A 25386-nucleotide genomic window follows, 5' to 3' on the forward strand; every position below is an offset into this window, starting at 1 on the left:
AGGCAAATGGGGAGGCCCCGGCCTCCGCCGGGGCGACGGTCGTAGGTGTGGGCCGCACTCCGCCAAATCCTGAAGTGCGGACCTTCAGACTTCGGGGTTTTGGCCGCCCTCATGGGAACGAGTGACCTAGGCTCGTAGTTCGCTTCAGCCCGCAAAGGCGCTCTCGAAGACGTAGTGTGAGGGGTGCGAGTTCGAGTCTTCCACGAGACGAAGAGTCCTGCGTTGGGCGAAGCGGCGCGTGAACGAGACCACACGGCGGGGACCAACCCATCCGTCATCCCCGCGAAAGCGGGGATCGCGCTGCCTGGCCCGCAGTCTCAAGCAGAAGCGGGACCCTCGCTTTCGCGAGGGTGACGGGTCTACAAAATGTCGGGGATTAGTTGCCCGTCAGCCGACGAACGCGCGCTCGATCACATATTGGCCGGGCTGCGAGTTCGAGCCCTCGACGAAGCCCATCGTCTCGAGCTTGGCGGCGAGGTCCTTGATCATCGCCATGCTGCCGCACAGCATGATCCGGTCGGTCTCCGGGTCGAGATGCTTCTCGCCGGGCATGTCGGCGAACAGCGTGCCGTCGTCGATCAGCTTGTCGATCCGCCCGCTGGTGTGGAACGGCTCGCGCGTCACGGTCGGCACGTAGGAGAATTGCGTCGCCGCCTGCTCGTCGACCAGCGGATCGTCCGCCAGCTTCGCCTCGAGCGGCTCGCGATAGGCGAGGTCGGTCACGCGGCGGACGCTGTGGACGATCTGGATCTGGTCGAAGCGATCGTAAATCTCGGGATCGCGCGCGACGCTGAGGAACGGCGCGAGGCCGGTGCCGGTCGACAGCATGAACAGCCGCTTGCCCGGCAGCAGCGCGTCGGCGACGAGCGTGCCGGTCGGCTTGCGGCCGAGATAGACCTGATCGCCCGGCTGGATCTGCGACAGGCGCGAAGTGAGCGGGCCATCGGGCACGCGGATCGAGAGGAATTCCAATTCCTCGGCATAGGCCGGGCTGGCGATCGAGTAAGCGCGCAGCAGCGGGCGCTGCTCGCCGGCCAGGCCGAGCATCACGAACTCGCCCGAGCGGAAGCGGAAGCTCGCGGGGCGCGTGATCGTGAAGCTGAACAGATGCTCGTTCCACATCCGCACGCTGAGCACGGTCTCGACGCTCAGCGCCGAAGTCGGTTCGAGCGAGGTTGGTTCGCTACTGGGCATGCTCGTCACCACATCACTCATCGATAGATCGTCCTTCAATGCAAGTTCGCCGCCACGCCATGCCACCGGGTATGCTCCCGATCTTGGCGCGGCTGCCCATCGCACCTCTTCCTGCAGAATGAACGCCTGACCGCGCGAGTCGGTGCCGTTGCGGGCCCGACCAGCACGACATGGGGCCGCATACAGCACGGCGCCCGGGCGATCGACATAATCGCGCACCCGTTACTCCGGTCGGGCGGCATAATTCAACGTGTAACTTTATCGCGATCGCGCGGGCGGGTCAGTCGGGCAGCTTCTCGACCAGGGCGGCGATGCTGTTCCCGGTAAAGGTGGTCAGCGACACGCCGTCGAGCTGGATCGCGCGCTCGAGCGTCAGGGTCGCTGCGGATTGGTGCGCGGGGTCGAGCGCGCGCCACGCGCGCACCGCGCCTTCGAGGCTGGTGACTTCGGCCACGTCCTCCGCGCCGCGCGGCACGTCTTCGAGCGACGCGCTCATCCGCCATTCGATGGGGGGCGTCTTGGTGTCTTTGCCCCAGGTCGCTTCAACCATGATCGTTCGCCTTTTCGCTAGGAATGCCCGCAGGCTCGAGACGTACAGCGTCGGGAGGCCCCGGTATGTTCCCCCGCACGCGCCCGCGCGACCGCAAATCGCGGTGCACGCGCAGGCGCAAGATACCGCATAGCGGCGGATATTCCGTGAAAATTCGATCGCGTTCGGCGTGCAGCCGTGCGCAACGCGCCGGGGGGTCGCGTTAGCGGTTGGCGATTCGCGCCGGACACGGCAAAGGTCGGGGATGCCTGTGACCACGACCGTGACGACCCTGGCCGAACTTGCCGAACTGGCGGGCGTTTCCGTCGCCACGGTTTCGCGATCGCTCGCGGGGAACCCCGTGATCGCCAAGGCGACGCGCGATCGGATCGTCGGCTTGGCGAGCGAGCATGGCTTCAAGGTCAACCAGGCCGCGCGCAACCTCCGCCTCGGGCGAACGGGGGCGATCGGCGTGGTGCTGCCGCTCGGCCACGAAGCCGAGCAGCATCTGTCGGATCCGTTCTTCATGAGCTTGCTCGGGCCGCTGGCAGACGCGATCGCCGATCGCGGGCACGATTTGCTGCTGTCGCGGGTGATCCCGGCGAACGATCGCTGGCTCGACGCGATCGTCGATGCCGGGCGCGTCGACGGCGTCGTCGTCGTCGGCCAGTCGAACCAGATCGACGCGATCGAGCGCGTCGCCGCGCGCTACCGCCCGATTGTCGTGTGGGGCGCGGACGTGCCCGACAAGACGCAGACCACCGTCGGGACCGACAATGTCGCGGGCGGGCGACTCGCCGCCGAGCATTTGCTCGCGCAAGGGCGCCGGCGGCTGGCGTTCTTCGGCAATATCGAAGTGCCCGAATTCGCCGCGCGCTATGTCGGGTTCCAGCAAGCGCTCGCCGCGTCGGGGAGCGGGCAGGCGACGCTGCTGCCGATGCATTTGACGAGCGAGGCGTCGTACGCCGCGATCGAAGCCTATCTCGCGGGGCATTCGTCGCCCGACGGCATCGTCGCCGCGTCGGACGTCATCGCGATGAGCGCGCTGCGGGCACTCGCGGCGCACGGCAAGCGCGTGCCGCAGGACGTCAGCGTGGTCGGCTATGACGACGTCGTGATCGCGATGCACACGACGCCGCCGCTCACCACGGTGCGGCAGGATGTCGCGCGCGGGGCGGGGGTGCTCGTCGATCTGCTGTTCCGCCGGATCGAGGGCGCCGACGTCGAGTCGGTGACGATGGCGCCCGAACTGATCCTGCGCGGCTCGGCCTGATCAGGCGCCCGCGGGGCGGGCCGGCGTGCGGATCCGCCACGTCGCCACGGCGGCTGCAAGCATCATCGCGCCGCCCAGCATGAGCACGTGGCGCGGATCGCCGCCGAGCAGCGGGCGGTAGGCGAGCCACACGAACAGGATCTCGACCATCATCGGGATGACGATGAACATGTTGAAGATGCCCATATAGACCCCGGTCCGCTCGGGCGGGATCGCGTTGGCGAGCATCAGATAGGGGTTGCCCATCAAGCTGCCCCAGCCGATGCCGATGCCGACCATCGCGACGATCAGCAGCGGGATCGACCCGGTCGACGCGATCGTCAGCATGGCCGCGCCCGATGCCACCATCGCGACCGCATGGATCGGCTTGGCGCCGAAGCGCCGCGCGAACGGCACCATCGCAAAGGCCGAGACGCACGCGACGAAATTGTAGAACGCGCCGAGCTGCCCGTTGAGCAGCCCCGCATCGCGGAAGCCGACGCTCGCCGGGTCGCTGGTGTGGAACACCCCGCGGGCAAGCGCGAGCACGATATATTGCCAGTAGCAGAACATCCCGAACCACTGGAACAGCATCGCCACCGCAAGCTGGCGCATCGTCGGCGGCATGTCGCGGATCGCGTCGACCAGCCCGGTGATCGTCGAGCGGACCGACAGCGGATCGGCGGTGATCGCGGCGTCCTCCTCCGGCGTCAGCGGCAATTCGGGGACGCGCCATACCGACCACAGGATCGTCGTGATCGACAGGATCGCCCCGATCAGGAAGCTGATTCGCGTGATTTCGGGAATGCCGTTGCTGTCGAGCGCATCCTTGTTGATCCCCCACCACACCAGCAACGAGGGCGCGAGATACGACAGCGTCTGTGCGAGCCCGGTGAAGGCGCTCTGCGTCAGGAAGCCGAGCGGGCGCTGCTGCTCGACGAGCCGGTCGCTGACATAGGCGCGGTACGGCTCCATCGTCACGTTGTTGGCCGCGTCGAGCACCCATAACAGGCTCGCCGCCATCCACAGCGTCCGGCTGTACGGCATCGCGAACAGCGACAGGCTGCACAGGATCGCGCCGATCAGGAAATACGGGGTGCGGCGCCCGAGCCGGGTGCGGGTGCGGTCGCTCATCGATCCGATCAGCGGCTGGATGATGAGCCCGGTCATCGGGCCCGCCAGCCACAGCAGCGGCATGCTGCCCTCGTCGGCGCCGAGATAGCTGTAGATCGGCCCCATATTGCTTTGTTGCAGGCCGAAGCTGAATTGCAGCCCGAGGAACCCGAGGTTCATCTGCAGGATGCGCGCGAACGACAAATGCACCTTGCCGACCGATCCTCTCGTCACATTCTCTCTCCCCGTGGGCGGACTGTTGCCGCCCTGCAACGCGCTGTAGCCGTTCGCGCAATCGTTTGCAATTTCCGCTTGCAATCGTTTGCGCGAAAAGTTTAGGGCCGTTGCGAGCCGAATAAACGGCCTTACCGTTTCAGGAGAGTGATATGTTGAAAGGGCGCACCCTTTTTCTCGCCACCACCGCAATGATGATCGGCACCCCGGCATTCGCGCAGCAGGCGGCGCCAGCGGCTGATGCACCGGCCCCCGTCCAGAGCGACGCCGAAGCGTCGAACAAGGACGACATCATCGTCACCGCCGTGGCGCGCGGGCAGAATCGCCTCAACAGCTCGGTCTCGGTCAGCTCGCTCAATGCCGACGCGATCGCCAACGCCGCACCGCGCTCCGCCGCCGAACTGTTCCGCAGCCTGCCGGGCATCCGCTCGGAATCGTCGGGCGGCGAGGGCAATGCCAACATCGCCGTGCGCGGCCTGCCCGTCGCATCGGGCGGCGCCAAGTTCCTGCAGCTGCAGGAAGACGGCCTGCCGATCCTCGAATATGGCGACATCGCCTTTGCCAACACCGACATCTTCCTGCGCACCGACTTCAACGTCGCGCGCGTCGAGGCGGTTCGCGGCGGTTCGGCCTCGACCTTCGCGTCGAACTCGCCCGGCGGCGTCATCAACCTCATCTCCAAGACCGGCGAGCAGGAGGGCGGCTCGATCCAGGGCACCGTCGGGCTCGATTACGGCGAATATCGCCTCGATGCCGATTACGGCGGCAAGCTGAGCGACACGCTGCGCTTCAACGTCGGCGGCTTCTACCGCGTTGGTGAAGGCCCGCGTCGCGCCGGCTATGACGGCAACAAGGGCGGGCAGATCCGCGGCAACATCACCAAGACCTTCGATCGCGGCTTCTTCCGCCTCAACGTCAAATATCTCGACGACCGCGCGATCGCCTATCTGCCGAGCCCGGTCCGCGTGAGCGGCACCAACAGCGACCCGAAATATAGCTCGCTGCCCGGTCTCAGCGCCAACAATGACACGATCCACAGCATCTATTTCACGCGTGCGGTGACGCTCGACGGTGCCAACAATCGCGAGGTCGACGACATTCGCGATGGCATGCATCCGGTGGTCAAGGCGATCGGGTTCGAAACCGAGTTCGAAATCGCCGACGGCTGGAAGGTCAGCGACAAGTTCCGCTATTCGGACATTTCGGGGCGCTTCATCTCGCCGTTCCCGGCAACCGTCGACACGGCGCAGAACCTCGCCAACGCGATCGGTGGCCCAGGGGCGATCGTGAGCTATGCCAATGGCCCGAATGCCGGCCAGCTCTATGCCAACCCGACAACGTCGAACGCGATCGGCGTGGTGCTGTTCAACACCAAGCTCAACAGCCTCAACAACATCACCAACGATCTGCGCGTCAATCGTCGCTTCAACACGGGTGATGGGACGATCGATTTCTCGGCCGGCTTCTACAAGTCGCGCCAGACGATCAATGTCGACTGGACCTGGTCGTCGTACCTGCTCGACGCGAAGGGCGATAACGCCGCGCTGCTCAACGTCCGCACGGCGGCGGGCGCATCGCGCACCGACAACGGCCTCGTCGCCTATGGCGCATCGTACTTCGGCAATTGCTGCCGCCGCAGCTACAATGTCGATTACGACACCAACGCGCCGTTCGCCTCGATGGGCTATACCGGTGGCGGCTTGAACGTCGATGCGAGCATTCGCTACGACAGCGGCAGCGCACGCGGCTTCGTCCTCGGCGATGGCCCGACGACGAGCTTCGACGTCGACGGCAACGGGACGATTTCCTATCCCGAGACGCAGACCACGGTGATCCCGGTCAACCGTCCGCAGCCGGTCAACTACAACTTCCACTATGCGTCCTATTCGTTCGGCGCGAACTACCGGCTGGCGAGCGATCTCTCGATCTTCGCGCGCTACAGCCGCGGCGGCCGCGCCAATGCGGATCGCTTCTTGTTCAATTCGAACAACGTCAGCCCGACCTCGGGTCTGCTCCAACCAGGCGCACGGCCGGTCGACTTCGTCCGCCAGGCCGAAGCTGGGGTGAAGTACAGCAATGGCGGGTTGAACCTGTACGGCACGGCGTTCTGGGCCAAGACCGCCGAGCAGAATTTCGAAGCGACCAGCCAGAAGTTCTTCGACCGTACCTACCGCGCCTATGGCCTCGAGCTCGAGGGCAATTATCGCGTCGGCGGGTTCAGCCTCGCGGCGAACGGGACCTTCACCAAGGCGAAGATCATCAGCGACAACGTGACGCCCGCGGTCATCGGCAACCGTCCGCGCCGCCAGGCCGAGTTCGTCTACAAGATCACCCCGCAATACACGACCGAGCTGTTCACGCTCGGCGCGAGCGCGATCGGGACGACGTCGAGCTATGCGCAGGACACCAACCAGCTGAAGCTGCCGGGCTTCACGCAAGTCAACGCGTTCCTCAGCGTGCGTCCGATCGCGCGCGTGCAGGTCTCGATCAACGCCAACAATGTGTTCAACACCAAGGGCTTCACCGAGGCCGAAGAAGCCGCGATCCCCGCGAACGGGATCGTCCGGGCACGTTCGATCAACGGCCGTACGATCTCGGCTGCGGTCAAGCTCGACTTCTGAACCGACCGCCCCGGGCGCGCGACATGCGCCCGGGGCGTTTTCTGAGTGACCTGATGGGTAGCCCTGTATGACAACGATCTGGTCTCGCGATGCCGTGGCGGCGATCGCGCACCGCCCGATTCCCGAAGTCCCGCACATCGCGGCGCAGAGCATGGCACCGGTGCTCCCGGGCCATGACCTGTGGGATTACTGGCCGGTGCAGGAGCGCGACGGGCGGACGGCCGAGATTGCCGGCGGTGCGCTGCAGATGCTGCTGTCCGCACCCGTTCTGCCCGACCCCGAATCGCGCCACGGGCTCGCCCGCATCCGGTTGATGCACGAAACGCCGCACGGCTGGCGCGATCTCGGCGATCTGCTGCCCGACGGCTTTGCGCCGGGCAGTCGCGAATGGTCGGGCTCGGCGATCGTCACGCCGCAGCATGACCGCGTGACCCTCTATTTCACCGCCGCCGGGCATCGCGGCGAGGCCGAGCCGAGCTTCGACCAGCGTTTGTTCGAGACCAGCGCGACGCTGTCGATTGCGGACGGCGTGCCACGGCTGGCGGACTGGTCGGTTCCGGTCGAATCGGTCGCGGCCGACGGGCAGATCTATTCGCGCGACATGACCGGCGGCGGCGCGATCGGCACGATCAAGGCGTTCCGCGATCCGGCGTGGTTTTGCGATCCGGCCGATGGTGCCGAATATCTCGTCTTCGCCGCCTCGCTCGCGCAGTCTTCCTCCCCATGGAACGGCGCGATCGGGGTGGCGCGGGGCGGGGGCGGACAGTGGACGCTCGAGCCCCCGCTGATCACCGCCGACGGAGTGAATAACGAGCTCGAACGGCCGCACCTCGTCCACTCCGACCAGCGCTATTATTGCTTCTGGTCGACGCAGCGTAAGGTGTTCGCGGATGGCGGCCCATCGGGTCCGACCGGGCTGTACGGCATGGTCGCCGAGCACCTTGCCGGGCCGTGGACGCCACTCAACGGAACGGGGCTGGTCTGCGGCAATCCGCCCGATGCGCCGATCCAGGCGTATAGCTGGCTCGTGCTGGGCGACCTCAGCGTGATCAGCTTCGTCGATCGGCCGGGGCTGACGGGCGACCCGGTCGATGTGGCGGAAGCGCGCCGCGCCTTCGGCGGAACGCCCGCAGCTCCGTTCCGCATCGTGCTCGACGGCAATCGCGCGTCGCTTGCGTGAGCGGGTGACAGCGCTGCGGGTAGAGCCGGGCAGCGGCGACACGGCGGCCAGGATTCCTTCCAAAAACGGTGGCATTGCCGACGTGTGACCAAGGTTTCCGGACTCGCGGCCCGCCCCGATCGCGTCGCCGCATCACTTCGTCGGACGCCAGCGCTGGCGGCGAGGATCGTTCCGTTGACGAGCGGGTTCGTAATGTGGCAGGGACGCGTCCATCGACGGACTTGCTTCAGGACCACGTGCAACGGCACGTCGGGTTCGTTAGCAACGGTGTTGCATTGCGGGTGTAGCTCAATGGTAGAGCAGAAGCTTCCCAAGCTTACGACGAGGGTTCGATTCCCTTCACCCGCTCCACGCATTCCCTGACAGTCTCTGGCGGCAGCGGCTCGGCTTTCCATCGTGGGTCGATCGCGGCTATGTCCCCTCGCGCGGTCGGTACGACCGTTTTGCAGCACATACGGGATGGTCGAAATGCCCCTCGAGACGGTATCCGAAACACGCGCGCATGGTGGGACGCAGGGCGTCTATCGCCACGATTCGACGCAGACCGGGACGCCGATGACGTTCAGCGTGTTCGTCCCCGATCACGCACCGGGCGATCGGTTTGCGGTCTTGTGGTATCTCTCGGGGCTGACCTGCACCCAGGCGAACGTCACCGAAAAGGGTGAGTATCGTGCGGCGTGTCGCGAGGCGGGGATCGTCTTCGTCGCGCCCGATACCTCGCCGCGCGGGGAGGGCGTTCCCGATGATGCCGAGGGGGCGTACGATTTCGGGCTCGGCGCGGGCTTCTATGTCGACGCGACGCAGGCGCCGTTCGCGCAGCATTACCGCATGGCGAGCTATGTTACCGACGAGCTGCCAGCGCTTGTCGCCGCCAATTTCCCGGTCGACCTCGATCGGCAGTCGATCACCGGGCATTCGATGGGCGGGCATGGCGCGCTGACGCTCGCGCTGGCGCGGCCGGCGCAGTATCGCTCGGTCTCGGCGTTCGCGCCGATCGTCGCGCCGAGCCAGGTGCCGTGGGGGCAGAAGGCGCTGGCGGGGTATCTTGGCGACGATCGCGCCGCGTGGCGCAAGCATGACGCGGTGGCGTTGATCGAGGATGGCGCGCGCGTGGCGGCGCTGCTCGTCGATCAGGGCGATGCGGATGCGTTTCTTGAGAACCAGCTGCGGCCCGAATTGCTCGAGGCGGCGTGCGCCGCCGCCGAGATCCCGCTCGAGCTGCGGATGCAGCCGGGGTATGACCACAGTTACTACTTCATCTCGACCTTCCTTGCCGAGCATGTCGCCTGGCACGCGCGCCACTTGGCGCGCTGACGCCTAGGACAGCCGCTTCAGCAGCCCGCCATTGGTCTTGACGAGGTCGATCACCGAATCCCCGCTTTCGCCATGTCGAGCGTGAAGTCCGTCATCGTACAGGCCGCTGATGGGGAGCCTGTAGCGTAGGCCGCAAACCCCGGCGCAGGCTGCGATATCGCCGCGGCCGCGCAGGGCGAGGTGAGTCCGTGGAGGCTATCCCCCGACGACGCCGTAGATCCGCTCGCCGCCGGCGAGTTCGAGCGTTTTGGCGAAAAGATCTGCGAGCGTCGTCTTGGACTTGGTCGGTCTGCGCAAGCCGGGCAGGGGTCAGCGGCGCGCGGGCTGCCAGACATAGCCGGTGCCGCGCTTCACGATCTGCCCGACGCCGGGGAAGGGGAAGTGCGGCGAGAACACGCGCTCATGGCTTGCGGCAAGCTGCGCGAGCGTCGCTTCGCGGCGGATCACGCCCTGCTTGGCGTCGGTGTCGTACGCGATCACCCATTCGGGCTTGGCGAGCGAGACGATCGCGCTGTGCGCGCTGTCGCCGATGTCGAGCAGGCGCTCCTTGCCCGAGACGATCTCATAGCCCGAATGGCCGGGGGTGTGGCCGGGCAGCGGGATCGCGCGGATGCCGGGAACGACCGCCGCGCCGGGGGTGAAGGTCTGCACCTTAGGCGTGATCGCGGCAGCCAGCGCGGCATTGTCGGGCTTGCTCTTGAGGAACGCCCATTCGGCCGCGGCCATGCGGATCGTCGCATTGGGGAAGGCAAGGCCGCCGTCTGCGGTGAGGAGGCCGCCGACATGGTCGCCGTGCGAATGCGTGATCAGCACGTCGGTGACCTTGGCGGGATCGACGCCTGCCGCGGCAAAGCTCCTGGGCAGCGCTCCGCCGACCTTGGGTCCGAGCCCGGTGTCGATCAGCACGGTGTGCCCCGGCAGCTCGACGAGCAGCGCGTCGACACCGAGCGGCAGCGTATCGGTGGGGGCGCCCGCCTGGCGCAGCACCGCCGAGACGGCGGGGACGCCGACTTGCGGGCCGAACACGCTCGCATCGTTGGGCACGGCGTTGATCATGTCGCGCAGCGCGACGACTCGGATGCTGCCGACCTTGAACGCGGTGGCGGCGGGGCCGATCGGGACTGGGCCGGCGAGGGCGGAGCTGGCGCCGAGCAGGGCGAGCGCGGCAGCGAAAATCGATTTTACGGGCATTTGAGAGTCCTCGTGACAGAAGAGCAACGATCCTGGATCGGCGCGGGTCTAACCCGTGGCGGGTTTTGCTGGTTCCGCTTGGTAGGGGGCAATCGGCATCGATTGGACAATCGCGCAGCTACCGCTTTGCAACGAGCCACGCTATGCGCGGTGGTAACACGAGAAACTAAGAGAGGTCGATCATGAACCAGATGGATTTCGCACTGGGCGAGACGGCGGACATGATCCGCGACACGACACAGCGCTTCGCGACCGACCGGATCGCGCCGATCGCGGCAAAGGTCGATGCTGAGGACTGGTTTCCGCGGAGCTTGTGGCCCGAAATGGGTGCGCTCGGGTTGCACGGCGTGACGGTTGCCGAAGAGGATGGCGGGCTCGGGCTTGGCTATCTCGAGCATGTCATCGCGTGCGAGGAAGTGTCGCGCGCGTCGGCGTCGGTCGGCCTGAGCTATGGCGCGCATTCGAACCTGTGCGTCAACCAGATCGCGCGCTGGGCGTCGCCTGAGCAGAAAGCGAAATATCTCCCCAAGCTGATCTCGGGCGAGCATGTCGGCAGCCTTGCCATGTCCGAGGCGGGCGCCGGATCGGACGTCGTCGGGATGAAGCTCAAGGCCGACAAGGTGCAGGGCGGCTATGTGCTCAACGGCACCAAGTTCTGGATCACCAACGCGGCCTATGCCGACACGCTCGTCGTCTATGCCAAGACGGGCGAGGGCTCGCGCGGGATCACGACGTTCCTGATCGAGAAGGACATGCCGGGTTTCGCGATCGGGCAGAAGATCGACAAGATGGGGATGCGCGGTTCGCCGACTGCTGAGCTCGTCTTCACCGATTGCGAGGTTCCGGAAGAAAATATCATGGGCCCGGAGAATGGCGGCGTCGGGGTGCTGATGTCGGGGCTCGATTACGAGCGCACCGTGCTTGCGGGAATCCAGCTCGGAATCATGCAGGCGTGCCTCGACGTCGTCGTGCCGTACGTCCGCGAGCGGCGGCAGTTCGGCAAGGCGATCGGCAGCTTCCAGCTGATGCAGGCGAAGGTCGCCGACATGTACGTCGCGCTCAATTCGGCGCGCGCCTATGTCTATGCGGTGGCGCGCAGCTGCGACGACGGGCGGACGACGCGCTTCGATGCGGCAGGCGCGATCCTGCTCGCGAGCGAGAATGCCGTGAAGGTCGCCAACGAGGCGGTGCAGGCGCTGGGCGGGGCGGGCTATACCAAGGACTGGCCGGTCGAGCGCTATTATCGCGACGCCAAGCTGCTCGATATCGGCGCGGGGACCAACGAGATCCGCCGGATGCTGATCGGCCGCGAGCTGATCGGCAACGACGCGCCCGCCGCGCAGTAACCCACAACCGTCATCCCGGCCTTGTGCCGGGATCCACCGTGGCGTTGGCGTTACAATCGCCAGCTATGCGGCACGGTGGATGCCGGGACGAGCCCGGCATGACGGGGTGGAGGGGGAGAAGCCCCCCCCTTTTACCAGACGTGAACCCGCGCACCCGGCGCGAGGTACAGCTTGTCGCTCGGCTGCACCTTGTACGCCGGGTACCAGGCGTCGAGGTTGCGCACCGTCAGCACGCGGAACATCGCCGGTGCATGGACGTCGGTCGCGATCCGCGCGCGCAGCGCCTTGTCGCGCATCTTGGTCCGCCAGCTCTGCGCGAACGCCAGGAAGAAGCGCTGGTCGCCGGTCATCCCGTCGATAACCGGCGGCTCCTTGCCGCCGTATGACGCGCGATACGCTTCGTACGCTGCGGTGAGGCCGGCGGTGTCGGCGATGTTCTCGCCGAGCTCCTGCTTGCCCTTGAGCTTGAGCCCGGGCAGCGCCTCATAGCCATCGTATTGCGCCGCGAGCGCCGAGCCGGCCTGTTCGAAGCGCGCGAGATCGGCCGGGGTCCACCAGTTGCGATACTTGCCGGTCGAATCGAAATCGGCGCCGAGATTGTCGAAGCTGTGGCTGATCTCGTGCCCGATCACCGCGCCGATCGCGCCGTAATTGGCCGCGGCATCGTATTTCGCGTCGAAATACGGCGCCTGCAGGATCGCGGCGGGGAAGTTGAGCGCGTTCTGCAGCGGCAGATTGACCGCGTTCACCGTCTGCGGGGTCATCCACCATTCGGTGCGGTCGGGCGCCTTGCCGAGCTTGCCGATCTGGTAGCGATAGATCGCGAGATCGGCGCGCTCCAGATTGCCGATCGGGTCCTTCGCGTCGACCGCGAACTTGGGGAAGGCGCGCCAATGGTCGGGATAGCCGACGCCGACATAGAGCACCGACAGCTTGCGCCGCGCCTCGGCCTTGGTCCCCGGGGTCATCCAGTCGAGCTTCTGGATGCGCTGGTCGAACGCGCCGACGATGTTCTTGACCATCGTCTGGATCTCGGCCTTCGACTGCGCCGAGAAATAGCGCGCGGCGTAGAGCCGGCCGACCTCGTCGCCGAGTGCCGCATTGACCGCCGCGATGCTGCGCTTGTCGCGCGTCTGCTGCGCGGGGGTGCCGTTGAGCTGCTTGCCGTAGAAGGCGAAGCGCGCATCGTCGAACGCCTTGGGGAGCACCGAGGCTGTCGCGGTGATGCGGTGCGCGGTCAGCCAGTCCTGCCAGTCGGCGAGCGGCTCGCTTGCGACGAGGCCCGAAAGCTTGGTGATCGCGTCGGGCTGCCAGGCGATGAAGTCCTGCTGGCCCGCCGGGATGCCCGCCGCCGCCCAATACGCCGTCCAGTCGAGCCCCGGGGCTTTCCGCGCGAAGTCGGCGCGGGTCCACGGATTGTCACCCTTGCTCGCGTCCTGGCTTGCCTCGATGTCGGTCTGTGCGGCGGCGATCTTCATTTCGAGCGCGAAGACGCGCGCGGCGCGGGCCGCCGGATCGCTCAGGCCCGCGAGGCCGAAGATCTGCGTCAGATAGGCTTTGTAGCCCTCGCGCAGCTCGGCCATTTGCGGGGTCTGCGACAGATAATAGTCGCGGTCGGCGAGGCCAAGGCCGCCCTGCATCAGATACGGCGTGTTGCGCTTGGGCTGGTTGAGATCCTGCGAGACGAACAGGCCGAACAGATTGGTCGTGCTGGCGTAATTGTTGTTGTTGAACGGGTCGGTATCGGCGCGCATCTGCGCGCCCATCACTTTCGCCAGCGCGGCCTTGTCGCGCAGCGCGTAATACGGCGCGATCTGCGCCTTGAGCGGCGCGATGCCGCGCGCCTCGATCGCGGCGGTGTCGTTATACGCGGCGTAATAGTCGGCGATCAGGCGCTGGCTGCTGCCGGGTGCGGCGTTCGCCTTGGCGGCGTCCTGGATGATCGTCGCGTTGCGCGCCTCGGCGACCTTGGAGACCTCGACGCCGACGCCGGTCGACGAGCGGGCTGGCTCGATCTCGGCGGTCTTGCGCCACGTGCCATTGGCGTAATCGTCGAAATTGTCGCCCGGCTTGACGCTCTTGTCGATCAGCGCTGGGTCGACGCCCGATTGCGTGCCGATCATCTGCGCCGCGACGCCGGTGGCGATCGCCGAGCTGGCGAGCAATGCGATCGAAAGGACGGAGAAGCGTTTCATCAGGATGTTTCCTCTGCAACTATCGGCTTTGCGTCGCGGTATACGCGCTCCGTCGCGTCTGCCAATCGGCTTTCCTTCGTCGGCGCGGATCGCTAGGCAGTTTCATATGCAACGGATACCGCAAGCAGGAAGCCCGCTTTGAGCGCCCCCGTCCTCGACACCAAGCTCAGCGCCGATGGCGAGACCTTCCGCGCCAATGCGGCGCACAATCGCGCCTTGGTCGAGCGGCTGCGCGCCGATGTCGCGCAGGCGGCTCGTGGCGGCACCGAGAAGAGCCGTGAGCGCCATACCGCACGCGGCAAGCTGCTCCCGCGCGAGCGTGTCGAGCGGTTGCTCGATCCGGGTTCGCCCTTCCTCGAGATCGGCCAGCTCGTCGCGAACGGGCTGTACGACGACGAGGTCCCGGGTGCTGGCGTGATCGCCGGGATCGGGCGCGTCTCGGGTCGGCAGTGCATGATCGTGTGCAACGATGCGACGGTGAAGGGCGGGACCTACTACCCGCTGACCGTCAAGAAGCACCTCCGCGCGCAGGAGATCGCGGAGGCGAACATGCTGCCGTGCATCTACCTCGTCGATTCGGGCGGAGCGAACCTGCCGCACCAGGCCGAGGTCTTCCCCGACCGCGACCATTTCGGTCGGATCTTCTTCAACCAGGCGAACATGAGCGCCAAGGGCATCCCTCAGATCGCCTGCGTGATGGGATCGTGCACCGCGGGCGGCGCCTATGTTCCCGCCATGTCCGACGAGACGATCATCGTGCGCGGGCAGGGGACGATCTTCCTGGCGGGCCCGCCGCTGGTGAAGGCGGCGACGGGCGAGGTGATCTCGGCCGAGGAACTGGGCGGCGCGGATACGCATGGGCGGCGCTCGGGCGTGGTCGATCATGTCGCCGAGAATGACGAGCATGCGCTGACGATCGTCCGCGACATCGTCTCGACGCTGCAGCCGCAGCGCGGGGGCGACGTCAATCTCAAGGAGCCGCGCCCGCCGAAGTTCGATGCGGAGGAACTGTACGGCATCGTGCCGAGCGACGTGCGCGCGCCGTACGACGTGCACGAGATTATTGCACGGCTGGTCGATGGGTCGGAGTTTCACGAGTTCAAGGCGTTATACGGCACTTCGTTGGTCTGCGGCTTCGCGCATATCTGGGGGATGCCGGTCGCGATCCTCGCCAATAACGGCGTGCTGTTCTCGGAGAGCGCGCAGAAGGGCGCGCATTTCATCGAGCTCGCGTGCCAGCGGCGGATCCCGTTGCTGTTCCTCCAGAACATCTCGGGCTTCATGGTCGGCGGCAAATATGAGGCCGAGGGGATCGCCAAGCATGGCGCCAAGCTCGTCACCGCGGTGGCGACCGCGACGGTGCCCAAGATCACGGTGCTGATCGGTGGGAGCTTCGGCGCGGGCAATTATGGCATGTGCGGGCGCGCCTATTCGCCGCGTTTCCTGTTTTCTTGGCCCAACAGCCGCATCTCGGTGATGGGCGGTGAGCAGGCGGCTTCGGTGTTGGCGACCGTCCACCGTGATGCCGATGGCTGGTCGGACGAGCAGGCCGAGGCGTTCAAGGCCCCGATCCGCCAGAAATACGAGGACGAGGGCAATCCCTGGTATGCCACCGCACGGCTGTGGGACGACGGCATCATCGACCCGGCGCAGACGCGTGACGTGCTCGGCCTCGCCTTCGCCGCGACGCTCAACGCGCCGATCCCCGAGCGCCCGGCGTTTGGTGTGTTCCGGATGTGATGGCCGATCCGACCCTCATCCTTCCCCATTTCGCGAGACCTTAAGGAACCTTTATGTCCCTGATCTTCGCTCTCCTGCTCGCCGCCCAGATGGGGTCGCAGACGACCCCCGTTCAGCCGATCGTCAAGGGCACCGGCCTGCCGCCCCCCGGAACCGAGGAGGCGCAGGTGATGGCGCCGGTCAATGCGCTGCTCGCCGGGATCGCCGCGCGCGACGCGGCGGCGATCGGCCAGGCGCTGCGCAGCGATGCCACCGCCACCGCGGTCGCCGAGCAGGCCGACGGCACGCGCAAGATTACGCACTCGACACGCGAGCAGTTGCTGGCGCGCTTCGCCCCCGGGCCCGAGCGCTATGACGAGCGGCTCGGCACGCCCGCGGTCGAGATCGACGGCGATATCGCGATGGTGTGGAGCCCCTACACCTTCCGCATCGACGGCAAGCTCCACCATTGCGGCTATGACCATTTCGACCTGGTGCGCGAGGGCGGTAGCTGGAAGGTGCAGAATCTGACCTGGTCGTCGCGCACGACGGGCTGCGAGGGATGACCTACCTCCGTCGCTCCGGCGCAGGCCGAAGCCGCTGTGCGTGGGCGCGCGGCGGTTCTCTCATCGTAACGGCCCCGGCCTGCGCCGGGGCGACGGATAGACACGCATGATCCAGTCTCTGCTGATCGCCAATCGCGGCGAGATCGCCTGCCGCATCATCCGCACCGCGCGCGCGATGGGGGTGCGGACGATTGCGGTCTATTCGGACGCCGACGCGAAGGCGCTCCACGTCCGGCAGGCCGATGAGGCGGTGCATATCGGGGCGTCGCCGGCGCGCGAAAGCTATCTGGTGGGCGAGAAGATCATCGCCGCGGCCAAGGCGAGTGGCGCGGAGGCGATCCATCCGGGCTACGGCTTCCTCTCGGAAAATGCCGACTTCGCGCAAGCCGTGATCGATGCCGGGATCGTGTGGGTCGGACCCAACCCCGACAGTATCCGCGCGATGGGGCTCAAGGACGCCGCCAAGGAGCGGATGATCGCGGCGGGCGTGCCGGTGACGCCGGGCTATCTCGGCGCCGACCAGTCGCCCGAGCGGCTGGCGGCGGAAGCGGCCGCGGTCGGCTATCCGGTGCTGATCAAGGCGGTCGCGGGCGGTGGCGGCAAGGGGATGCGGCGCGTCGATGATCCCGCCGACTTCGCCGATGCGCTCGTCTCGTGCCAGCGCGAGGCGGCGTCGTCGTTCGGCAATACCGACGTGCTGATCGAGAAATACATCCTCTCGCCGCGGCACATCGAGGTGCAGGTGTTCGGCGACACCCACGGCACCGTCGTCCATCTGTTCGAGCGCGACTGCTCGCTTCAGCGCCGCCACCAGAAGGTGATCGAGGAAGCCCCCGCGCCGGGGATGGACGCGGTCACGCGCGAGGCGATCTGCGCCGCGGCGGTCAAGGCGGCCAAGGCGGTCGATTATGTCGGGGCCGGCACGATCGAGTTCATCGCCGACGCGAGCGAGGGCCTGCGCGCCGACCGCATCTGGTTCATGGAAATGAACACGCGGCTCCAGGTCGAGCATCCGGTGACCGAGGAGATTACCGGGGTCGATCTGGTCGAATGGCAGCTGCGCGTGGCGAGCGGGGAGGCGTTGCCGAAGCGGCAGGACGAGCTTTCGATCAATGGCTGGGCGATGGAAGCGCGGTTGTATGCGGAGAACCCGGCGACCGGGTTTCTGCCGTCGACTGGACGGCTAGATCATCTGTCGTTGCCAGATGGCGAGCGCATTGAAACAGGCGTTGCCGAGCGAGACGTGATTTCGCCCTATTACGATCCGATGATCGCAAAAATTGTGAGTTGGGGCGAAACGCGCGATGCCGCGCGCAGAGATCTTGCCGTCGCCTGCGCCGCAGTCGAGTGCGAGCCAGTGCGGACCAATGCCTGGTTTCTTTCGCGGCTTCTCTATCAGGCCGAATTTGCTGCCGGAAATGTCACGACGGGTTTTATCGCGGATCGGATCGACACGCTTTGCGAAGCGCCGCGACCCTCCGACGCGCTGTTGCAGTACGCTGGCGATGATGTCGCCTTCGACATCGCGGTTTTGCCCGTACGCTGGGACAGCCCCATCTTTGAATTGACCAAAGCGCGTTTCGGCTTTCGCTTGAATGCAAAGCCGCAACGACAAGTCCGGTTGAACGTCGATGGCGCAATGACGACTGTCGACGTCCAGGACCGGGCGATATGGTACGACCACGCTAGGACAGTCATCCAGAACGGCTCTGCGCGAACCTATTTCGAGAATGGCGCCGCGTTTGTCATCGCGCCGGAGCGGGCGTCGGGTAGTGCCGCAAGCACCGCCGCCGACGGTTCGATCCTCTCGCCGATGCCCGGCCGCATCATCGCGGTCGATGTCGCGGCGGGGGACAGCGTTACCAAGGGCCAGAAGCTCGTCACGCTCGAGGCGATGAAGATGGAGCACAGCCTGACCGCACCGTTCGACGGGGTCGTCGCCGAACTCACCGTCGAAATCGGCGGCCAGACGCAGGAAGGCGTCGTGCTCGCGCGGCTGACGCGTGCCGATGCCGCCTGAGACCACAGCCCCGGGCGGCGCGCTCGCCGGGGTCAAGGTGCTCGATCTGTCGCGCGTGCTCGCCGGGCCGTGGGCGACGCAGATGCTGGGCGATCTCGGGGCCGAGGTGCTCAAGATCGAGCAGCCCGGGCAAGGCGACGATACGCGCCGCTGGGGGCCGCCGGCACTCGGCGATGATTCGGGCGATTCGGCCTATTATCTCTGCGCCAATCGCAACAAGCGCTCGCTCGCGATCGACCTCGCGAAAGCCGAGGGCGCCGAGCTGATCCGCCGGCTCGCGGCGCAGAGCGACGTGCTGGTCGAGAATTTCCGCGTTGGCGGGCTCGCCAAATACAGGCTCGATTATGCGAGCCTCGCCGCGATCAACCCGCGGCTCGTCTATTGTTCGATCACCGGCTTCGGGCAGGACGGGCCGTACAAGGACAAAGGCGGCTACGACTTCCTGATCCAGGCGATGGGCGGGCTGATGAGCGTCACCGGCGAGGCCGACGGTCCGCCGATGAAGGTCGGCGTGCCGATCGTCGATCTGTTCACCGGCACTTATGCGACCGTCGCGATCCTTGCCGCGCTGCGCCACCGCGATGCGACTGGGCACGGCCAGCATGTCGATTGTGCGCTGCTCGACACGCAGCTGGCGATGCTGTCGAACCAGGCGTCGAACTGGCTCAACGGCGGGACTGTGCCGGTGCGGCGCGGCAACGATCACCCCAACATCGTGCCGTATCGCGATTACGAAACCGCCGATGGCGCGATCGTCGTCGCGCTGGGGAACGACCGGCAGTTCCGCGATTTCCTGCGCGTGCTGGGGTTGAGCGATCTGGGCGACGATCCGCGCTTCGCCAGCGTGGCGTTGCGCAGCGAGCATCGCGACGCGCTACACGCGCATCTCGCGCCGGCGGTTGCGCAGTGGTGCTCGGACGAGCTCGTCGCGGCGATGGAGGCGGCAAAGCTTCCCGCGGGCAAGGTCGCGGGGCTGCCCGAGATCTTCGCCGATCCGCAGGTCGCGCATCGTGACACCGTCCAGGCGATGGCGCGGCCCGATGGCACGCCGCTACAGGTCGTCGGCTTCCCGGCAAAGCTGTCGGAGACCCCCGCCAGCTATGATCGCGCGCCGCCGCGCGCCGGGGCGGATACGCGCGAAGCGCTGGCGGAGGCATTGGGGCTGTCCGAGGACGCGCTCGACGCGTTGGCGGCAGCTGGCGTTATCGCATAACCGACGCCGCACCCCGGCGAAAGCCGGGGCCCAGAAGGGCAGGTCGGAAGTGTCGCGCGCAGCACTTCGGTATCGGCGCCTCGCTCCTGGGCCCCGGCCTTCGCCGGGGTGGTGGGAACGAGGGGTGTCGGTCAGCGCTTAGCGGCCCTTGAACAACCCGCCGAGCACGCCGCGCACCAAGCTGCCAACGATTCCGCCCGCGGCACCGTGCGAGGAGCCGAACACCGCCTTCGACACTTCGTTGGCGACCTGACGCCCGACCGCCGAGCTCGCCGAGCGCGTCGCCGAGGTGATCGCGCGGTTCCACGGTGAGTTGGCGGCGGCTTTCGCCTCGGCTGCGGCCTGTTGCGTGGCCAATTTGGCCTGACGATCCGCCTCGCGCTGATCGGCGACGCGCTGACGCTCGGCCTCCTTGGCGGCGACCGCGTCGGCCTTGGCCTGTGCTGCAGCCGCCTTGTCGGCTTCGGTCTTCGCCTTGGCTTCGGCGGCCGCCGCGGCAGCCTCCTGCGTCTTGGCGCCGAGCATTTCCTCGGCCGACTGGCGATCGACCAGCGTGTCGTATTTGCTGCCGACCGGGTCGGTCGACACCATCACGCCGCGCTCGACCGGGGTGACCGGCCCGACGCGCGAGGCGGGTGGGGCGATCAGCGTGCGCTGGACGGGGGAGGGGGATCCGTCGGGGAGCAGCAGCGAGACGAGCGCCTCGCCGACCTTCAATTCGGTGATCGCGGTCTCGACATCGACGCCGGGGTTGGCGCGGAAGGTCGTCGCCGCCGAGCGCACCGCCGCCTGGTCGCGTGGGGTGAAGGCGCGCAGCGCGTGCTGGACGCGGTTGCCGAGCTGCCCCGCGACGGTATCGGGAATGTCGATCGGGTTCTGCGTGATGAAATAGATGCCGACGCCCTTCGACCGGATCAGCCGAACGACTTGCTCGATCTTCTCGAGCAGCGCCTTGGGGGCAGCATCGAACAGGAGGTGCGCTTCGTCGAAGAAGAAGCAGAGCTTGGGCTTGTCGGGATCGCCGACCTCGGGGAGATGCTCGAACAATTCGCTCATCAGCCACAGCAGGAAGGTCGAATAGAGTTTCGGGCTCGCCATCAATTTGTCGGCGGCGAGCACGTTGACGATGCCGCGGCCCTTCTCGTCGACCCCGATGAAATCGTCGAGGTCGAGCGCGGGCTCGCCGAAGAAATGCTCGCCGCCCTGGCTGCGCAGCTGGAGCAAGGCGCGCTGGATCGTGCCGATCGATTGCTTCGAGACGTTGCCATAGGTCGTGGTGAGCTCGTCGGCGCGGCCGGCGCAATCGACCAGCATTGCCTGGAGATCGTCCAAGTCGATCAGCAGCAACCCGTCCTTGTCGGCGACGTGGAAGGCGATCGTCAGCACGCCTTCCTGGACTTCGTTGAGGTCCATCAGGCGCGACAGCAGCAGCGGGCCCATCTCGGAGATGGTGGTGCGGATCGGGTGGCCCTGTTCGCCGTACAGGTCCCAGAACTGCACTGGTGTGTCGGCATAGGCCCAGGCGTCGTCGCCGATCTCCTTGGCGCGCGCGGCGAAAATGTCGTGGTTCTTGGCAGTGGGGGAGCCGGCCATCGCGAGGCCCGACAGGTCGCCCTTCACGTCGGCAACGAAGCACGGGACACCGGCGCGCGAAAAGCCTTCGATGATGCCCTGGACGGTGACGGTCTTGCCGGTACCGGTCGCGCCCGCGATCAGGCCGTGGCGGTTGGCGCGCTTGAGTTCGAGCTGCTGCGGGTTCGCGCCGCCGGGGCCTGCGCCGATGAAAATGCTGGTGGTGTCGGTCATGCGGCCTCGCGGAGTTTCGGCGCGAACTATCGCGCGAAATTCAGCACTGCGGAAGCCACTTTAGTCCCTCCCCTTCAGGGGAGGGGTTGGGGTGGGGACGTAAGGGGCACCCGCTCTCTGCGAGGCCTCCCCCACCCCCTACCCCTCCCCTGAAGGGGAGGGGCTTAATCTTTGACCTTACTTCTTGAGCTTCACGCCGATGAAGAATGCCGGCTGACGCCCGCGCACCACATAGAGCGCCACCTGCGAGCGGCCCGCGGCCTTGGCCTGCATCACGATCGACCCCAGCGCCGCCGGAGTCGCGACGGGCACGCCGTTGGCCGAGACGATCACGTCGCCGCGCTTGAGGCCCTTGGCGCCGGCATCGCTTGCCGGATCGACCATGCCGATCACCACGCCCGACACCGACGAATCGATGCCGAAGGTCCGCGCGATCTGCGGGGTCAGCGTCGCCACCGTCACGCCGAGCGGGTTCGACGCCGCCTGGCCAGCGGTCGGGGTGTCGCTGTCGTCCGACATGTCGCTATCGGCATCGGCATTCGCCTTGGCGAGCAGCGCATCCTCGGACGGACGCGTACCGATCGTCGCGATGATCGTCTGCGGGCGACCCTGACGCACGATGTCGAGCGGGACGCGCGTGCCCGGCGTCACGTTGGCGACGAGATAGCTGAGCGACTGGTCGGGGTTCACGTCCTTGCCGCCGACGCGCAGCACGATGTCGCCGACCTTGAGGCCCGCCTTGTCGGCCGGCTGGCCCGGCTCGATGCTGCGCAGCAGTTCGCCCTTGTTCTTGGCAAGGCCGAACGACGACGCGAGATCGTCGTCGATCGGCTGCGGACCGACGCCGAGATAGCCGCGCGCGATCTTGGTGCCCTTCATCAGTTTTTCGATGACGGGCTTGGCGTCGGTCGCGGGGATCGCGAAGCCGATGCCGATATTGCCGCCGCCGGTGCTGCCGAGGATCTGCGAGTTGATGCCGATCACGTTGCCGTTGAGATCGAACATCGGGCCGCCCGAATTGCCTTGGTTGATCGCCGCATCGGTCTGGATGAAGCGGTCATAGGCGCCCGCGCCGGTCACGCGGTGGAGCGACGAGACGATCCCCGCGGTCACCGTGCCGCCGAGGCCGAACGGGTTGCCGATCGCGACGATCCAGTCTCCGACGCGGGCCGCATCCGAATCGCCGAACTTGACGAACGGGAGGTTCTTCGCATCGATCTTGAGCAGTGCGAGATCCGAAGTCGGATCACGGCCGATCAGCTTGGCGACATATTCCTTGCGGTCGGTCATCGTGACGGTGATCGAGTCGACCGTCGCGCCCTTCGCGCCTGCAGCGACGACGTGGTTGTTGGTGACGACATAGCCGTCGGGCGAGATGATGAAGCCCGAACCGAGCGAAGTCGCCTCGCGGGTCGTGGGAGCAGCGCCGCCCTGGCCCTGCTGCTGGCCGAACAGACCCTCGAACGGGGTGCCGGCGAACGGATTGGCGGGCTGCGCCTGGGTGATGTGCTGGCTCGTCGAGATGTTGACGACCGCGGGCTGGAGCTTGGCCACGAGATCGGCGAAGCTCATCGGCGCGCCGGGGCGAGGCGCGGCGGCGGCCATCACGGCGGGTTCGTTCTGGGCGGTCTGCGCGCCCCCGGCGGATGGCAACGCGATGGCAGTGGCGGTCCCGCTGAGCAGCAGGGCGGCGGTGATGGCGTAGGCGTAGCGCACTAGGGTCGTTTCCTCTCGTCTACCAATTGGCAGCAACGCGATAGCTGTTAGCCATGGTTGCTGAACGGCGATTGAATATCAACGGCTGGCGGGCCGTTACGGGACCGTCGAATCACCGGCGACCCTGGAATTCCTTCAAATAGGCATTGTCGGGCGACAGGACCAAGCTCGTCGAGCCCTTGCCGTCCTGCGCGAAGGTGTAGCGATACGACTGCATCGCACGGTAGAAGTCGTAGAACTCGGCATCCTTGTTGAACGCCGCCGCATAGATCTGCGCCGCCTGCGCATCAGCCTGCGCCGAGATGATCTGCGCGGTCTGCGCGCCCTGTGCCTGGATCGTCAGCGCCTGCTGGTGACGCGCGGTACGCATCCGGTTGAGCGCGCTGTCGAACGGCGTTCCGGTCGGCAGATCGGCATGCTTGATGCGGACGTCGACGATCTGCACGCCATATTGCGACGCGAGCCGCTGCAGCCCGGCGCGGATGTTGCCCATCACCTGCGTGCGCTCGGGGCTGAGCAGCGCGGCGAAGGGCCGGCGGCCGAGCTCGTTGCGCAGCGAGGAGCTGAACAGCGGCTGGAGCTGATCCTTGATGCGCTGCTCGGTGACCGAGGTGCTGCCGGTCGAGATCACCGCCTTGAGCGGATCGACGATGCGGAAGCGCGCATAGGCATCGACCTCGAGCCGGGTCTGGTCGGTCGACAGCACGGGCTGGTTGTCGAGCTCGACGTCGAGCACGCGCTTGTCGACCCAGACGAGCCGGTCGATGAACGGCACGCGGAAGTTGATCCCCGCGCCGGTGCGACCGAACACCTCGTTCGGGCGGTATTCGTTGATCGTCGCGACCGGCTGCTGGAAGCGCAGGATCACCGCCTGGCGCGTCTCGGGAACGATCGCGACCGAGCTGGCGGCGACGATCAGCAGCAGCAGCGCAACGATGCCGAGCGTGATCGGATTGCGGAGCAAAGTGCGGCTCACTGGGCTGCTCCCTGGGCTGGCGCGGCGGGCACGGCGTCGGGCAGGCGCTTGGCGATCCCGGGCAGCGGCAGATACGGCACGACGCCGGGGGCCTGGATGATCGTCTTATCGGATTTGGACAGAACCTGCTCCATCGTGTCGTAATACATGCGCTTGCGCGTCACGTCGGGGGCGAGCTTGTACTGGGCGTAGATCACGTCGAACGCCGCGGCCTCGCCCTGCGCCTTGGCGAGCACCTGCTGAGCATAGCCACGCGCCTTGCTGATATCGCTCTGCGCCTGCTGCTGGGCGGCGGAGACTTCCTTGAACGCGTCGGAGACCTGTGCCGGTGCCTGCGCACCGCGGATCGCGACGCCCTGGATGCGGATGCCGGCGTTATAGCCGTCGAGGATCTCCTGCATCGATTGCTGGACCTTGACCTCGATCGCGTTGCGCCCGCTGCCGATCGCGTCGTCGAGCGTCGCGGTGGCAACCGCCGCCCGCATCGCACTCATCGCGGTCGCGCGCAGCGTGCCGCGCGGATCGGCGATCTGGAAGGCGAAGTCCTGCGGGTTCGAAATCTGCCAGCGCACCGAATAATCGAGATCGACGATGTTCTGGTCGCTCGTCAGCATCAATTTGTCGCTTTCGGAGCCGCCATCGCCTTCATCGGGGAAGGTCTCGGTGTTGATCGCCGCGACATCGACCTTGGCGACATCGACGAACGGCGCGGGGAGCGTCATGCGGATGCCGGGGTCGAGCGTCTCGGAATAGCGGCCGAGGAAGGTCACCACGCCGCGCTGTTGCGGCCCGATCGAATGGAAGCTGGTAAGGATGATCCAGGCGACGACGATCACGCCGACCGCGATCAGCCACAGATTGGTCGCGCTCGGCGCGCCAGGGATGCGCGGACGCCCGCCACCGCCGAAGCCGCCGGGTCCGTTGCCGCCGCCACGCGCACGCTTGAGGAATTCATCGAGCGCGCTTGGCGCAGCCGTGTTGCCGCGCGGTTTGCCGCCGGGGGGCTGCGCCCAGGGATTGCGCGGGCCGCCGCTCTTGTCGTCATCGCCGCCACCAGCGCCGCCGCTGCCCCACGGGCCCTTGCCATCGGCGGATTGGAGGGAGGGGCGTGAAAACCAGCGCGATAGGATCGTCATGCAACCTTTATAGGGGCGGCTCGCGACGAAAAACAGTGGCAAGCGTGTCCATGACGCCTATCTGG

At 66.7% G+C, this 25386-nt stretch carries 18 protein-coding genes and 1 tRNA gene; 10 read left to right on the plus strand and 9 right to left on the minus strand.

The window, feature by feature from the left end; genetic code table 11:
- Positions 1 to 387: 387 nt before the first annotated feature.
- Both IE187_RS13930 and IE187_RS13935 read right to left on the minus strand, forming a co-directional pair.
- Complete coding sequence (locus IE187_RS13930) at positions 388 to 1215, minus strand: ferredoxin--NADP reductase (RefSeq protein WP_308435280.1); 828 nt, start codon at positions 1213 to 1215, stop codon at positions 388 to 390.
- A gap of 259 nt (positions 1216 to 1474) precedes the next feature.
- Positions 1475 to 1744: a hypothetical protein gene (locus IE187_RS13935; RefSeq protein WP_133187055.1), complete on the minus strand. Its 270-nt coding sequence runs from the start codon at positions 1742 to 1744 to the stop codon at positions 1475 to 1477.
- A gap of 244 nt (positions 1745 to 1988) precedes the next feature.
- Here IE187_RS13935 and IE187_RS13940 point away from each other — a divergent pair, with 244 nt between their 5' ends.
- A complete protein-coding gene (locus tag IE187_RS13940) occupies positions 1989 to 2996 on the plus strand; it encodes a LacI family DNA-binding transcriptional regulator (protein WP_133187057.1) in 1008 nt (335 codons plus the stop codon).
- On the opposite strand, the gene IE187_RS13945 is transcribed toward IE187_RS13940, so the two are convergent.
- On the minus strand, positions 2997 to 4322 hold the full coding sequence (locus IE187_RS13945) for an MFS transporter (protein ID WP_189676750.1): 1326 nt from the start codon (positions 4320 to 4322) through the stop codon (positions 2997 to 2999).
- Positions 4323 to 4474: 152 nt separating this feature from the next.
- Between IE187_RS13945 and IE187_RS13950 the strand changes: the two genes are divergently transcribed.
- The 4 genes from IE187_RS13950 to fghA all read left to right on the plus strand — a co-directional run bounded on the left by IE187_RS13950 (position 4475) and on the right by fghA (position 9437).
- A complete protein-coding gene (locus tag IE187_RS13950; protein ID WP_189676751.1) occupies positions 4475 to 6943 on the plus strand; it encodes a TonB-dependent receptor domain-containing protein in 2469 nt (822 codons plus the stop codon).
- Between the two features lie 67 nt (positions 6944 to 7010).
- On the plus strand, positions 7011 to 8123 hold the full coding sequence (locus IE187_RS13955) for a glycoside hydrolase family 68 protein (protein WP_189676752.1): 1113 nt from the start codon (positions 7011 to 7013) through the stop codon (positions 8121 to 8123).
- Positions 8124 to 8400: 277 nt separating this feature from the next.
- A tRNA-Gly gene (locus IE187_RS13960) sits at positions 8401 to 8474 on the plus strand.
- 117 nt (positions 8475 to 8591) lie between these two features.
- The gene (gene fghA, locus IE187_RS13965) at positions 8592 to 9437 is read left to right on the plus strand and encodes an S-formylglutathione hydrolase (protein ID WP_189676753.1); all 846 of its coding nucleotides are present in this window, start codon (positions 8592 to 8594) and stop codon (positions 9435 to 9437) included.
- Between the two features lie 309 nt (positions 9438 to 9746).
- Here the strand turns inward: fghA and IE187_RS13970 are convergent, their stop codons facing one another.
- Positions 9747 to 10628, minus strand: coding sequence for an MBL fold metallo-hydrolase (locus IE187_RS13970; protein ID WP_189676754.1), 882 nt, complete (start codon positions 10626 to 10628; stop codon positions 9747 to 9749).
- Positions 10629 to 10810: 182 nt separating this feature from the next.
- On the opposite strand from IE187_RS13970, the gene IE187_RS13975 reads away from it, so the two are divergent.
- Complete coding sequence (locus IE187_RS13975) at positions 10811 to 11974, plus strand: isovaleryl-CoA dehydrogenase (protein WP_189676755.1); 1164 nt, start codon at positions 10811 to 10813, stop codon at positions 11972 to 11974.
- Positions 11975 to 12105: 131 nt separating this feature from the next.
- On the opposite strand, the gene IE187_RS13980 is transcribed toward IE187_RS13975, so the two are convergent.
- Positions 12106 to 14169, minus strand: coding sequence for a M13 family metallopeptidase (locus IE187_RS13980; RefSeq protein WP_189676756.1), 2064 nt, complete (start codon positions 14167 to 14169; stop codon positions 12106 to 12108).
- A 138-nt stretch (positions 14170 to 14307) separates the two neighbouring features.
- Between IE187_RS13980 and IE187_RS13985 the strand changes: the two genes are divergently transcribed.
- The 4 genes from IE187_RS13985 to IE187_RS14000 all read left to right on the plus strand — a co-directional run bounded on the left by IE187_RS13985 (position 14308) and on the right by IE187_RS14000 (position 19687).
- Positions 14308 to 15909, plus strand: coding sequence for a carboxyl transferase domain-containing protein (locus tag IE187_RS13985; RefSeq protein WP_189676757.1), 1602 nt, complete (start codon positions 14308 to 14310; stop codon positions 15907 to 15909).
- Between the two features lie 53 nt (positions 15910 to 15962).
- A complete protein-coding gene (locus IE187_RS13990) occupies positions 15963 to 16454 on the plus strand; it encodes a nuclear transport factor 2 family protein (protein WP_133187075.1) in 492 nt (163 codons plus the stop codon).
- 106 nt (positions 16455 to 16560) lie between these two features.
- Positions 16561 to 18474: an acetyl/propionyl/methylcrotonyl-CoA carboxylase subunit alpha gene (locus tag IE187_RS13995; RefSeq protein ID WP_189676758.1), complete on the plus strand. Its 1914-nt coding sequence runs from the start codon at positions 16561 to 16563 to the stop codon at positions 18472 to 18474.
- Positions 18464 to 19687 (plus strand): CaiB/BaiF CoA transferase family protein, encoded by a 1224-nt coding sequence (locus IE187_RS14000; RefSeq protein WP_189676759.1) that lies wholly within the window; start codon positions 18464 to 18466, stop codon positions 19685 to 19687. Before IE187_RS13995 ends, IE187_RS14000 begins: the two co-directional genes overlap by 11 nt.
- A gap of 138 nt (positions 19688 to 19825) precedes the next feature.
- Here the strand turns inward: IE187_RS14000 and IE187_RS14005 are convergent, their stop codons facing one another.
- The 4 genes from IE187_RS14005 to hflK all read right to left on the minus strand — a co-directional run bounded on the left by IE187_RS14005 (position 19826) and on the right by hflK (position 25321).
- The gene (locus tag IE187_RS14005; protein WP_189676760.1) at positions 19826 to 21493 is read right to left on the minus strand and encodes a helicase HerA-like domain-containing protein; all 1668 of its coding nucleotides are present in this window, start codon (positions 21491 to 21493) and stop codon (positions 19826 to 19828) included.
- 177 nt (positions 21494 to 21670) lie between these two features.
- The gene (locus IE187_RS14010) at positions 21671 to 23209 is read right to left on the minus strand and encodes a Do family serine endopeptidase (RefSeq protein WP_133187083.1); all 1539 of its coding nucleotides are present in this window, start codon (positions 23207 to 23209) and stop codon (positions 21671 to 21673) included.
- A 112-nt stretch (positions 23210 to 23321) separates the two neighbouring features.
- Positions 23322 to 24185 (minus strand): protease modulator HflC, encoded by an 864-nt coding sequence (hflC, locus tag IE187_RS14015; RefSeq protein WP_133187085.1) that lies wholly within the window; start codon positions 24183 to 24185, stop codon positions 23322 to 23324.
- Entirely contained in the window at positions 24182 to 25321 is a 1140-nt protein-coding gene (gene hflK / locus IE187_RS14020) for a protease modulator HflK (protein ID WP_189676761.1), read from the minus strand. Before hflK ends, hflC begins: the two co-directional genes overlap by 4 nt.
- Positions 25322 to 25386: the final 65 nt, after the last annotated feature.

Origin of the sequence: Sphingomonas glacialis (assembly GCF_014653575.1) — a bacterium.
GTDB classification, from domain to species: domain Bacteria; phylum Pseudomonadota; class Alphaproteobacteria; order Sphingomonadales; family Sphingomonadaceae; genus Sphingomonas; species Sphingomonas glacialis.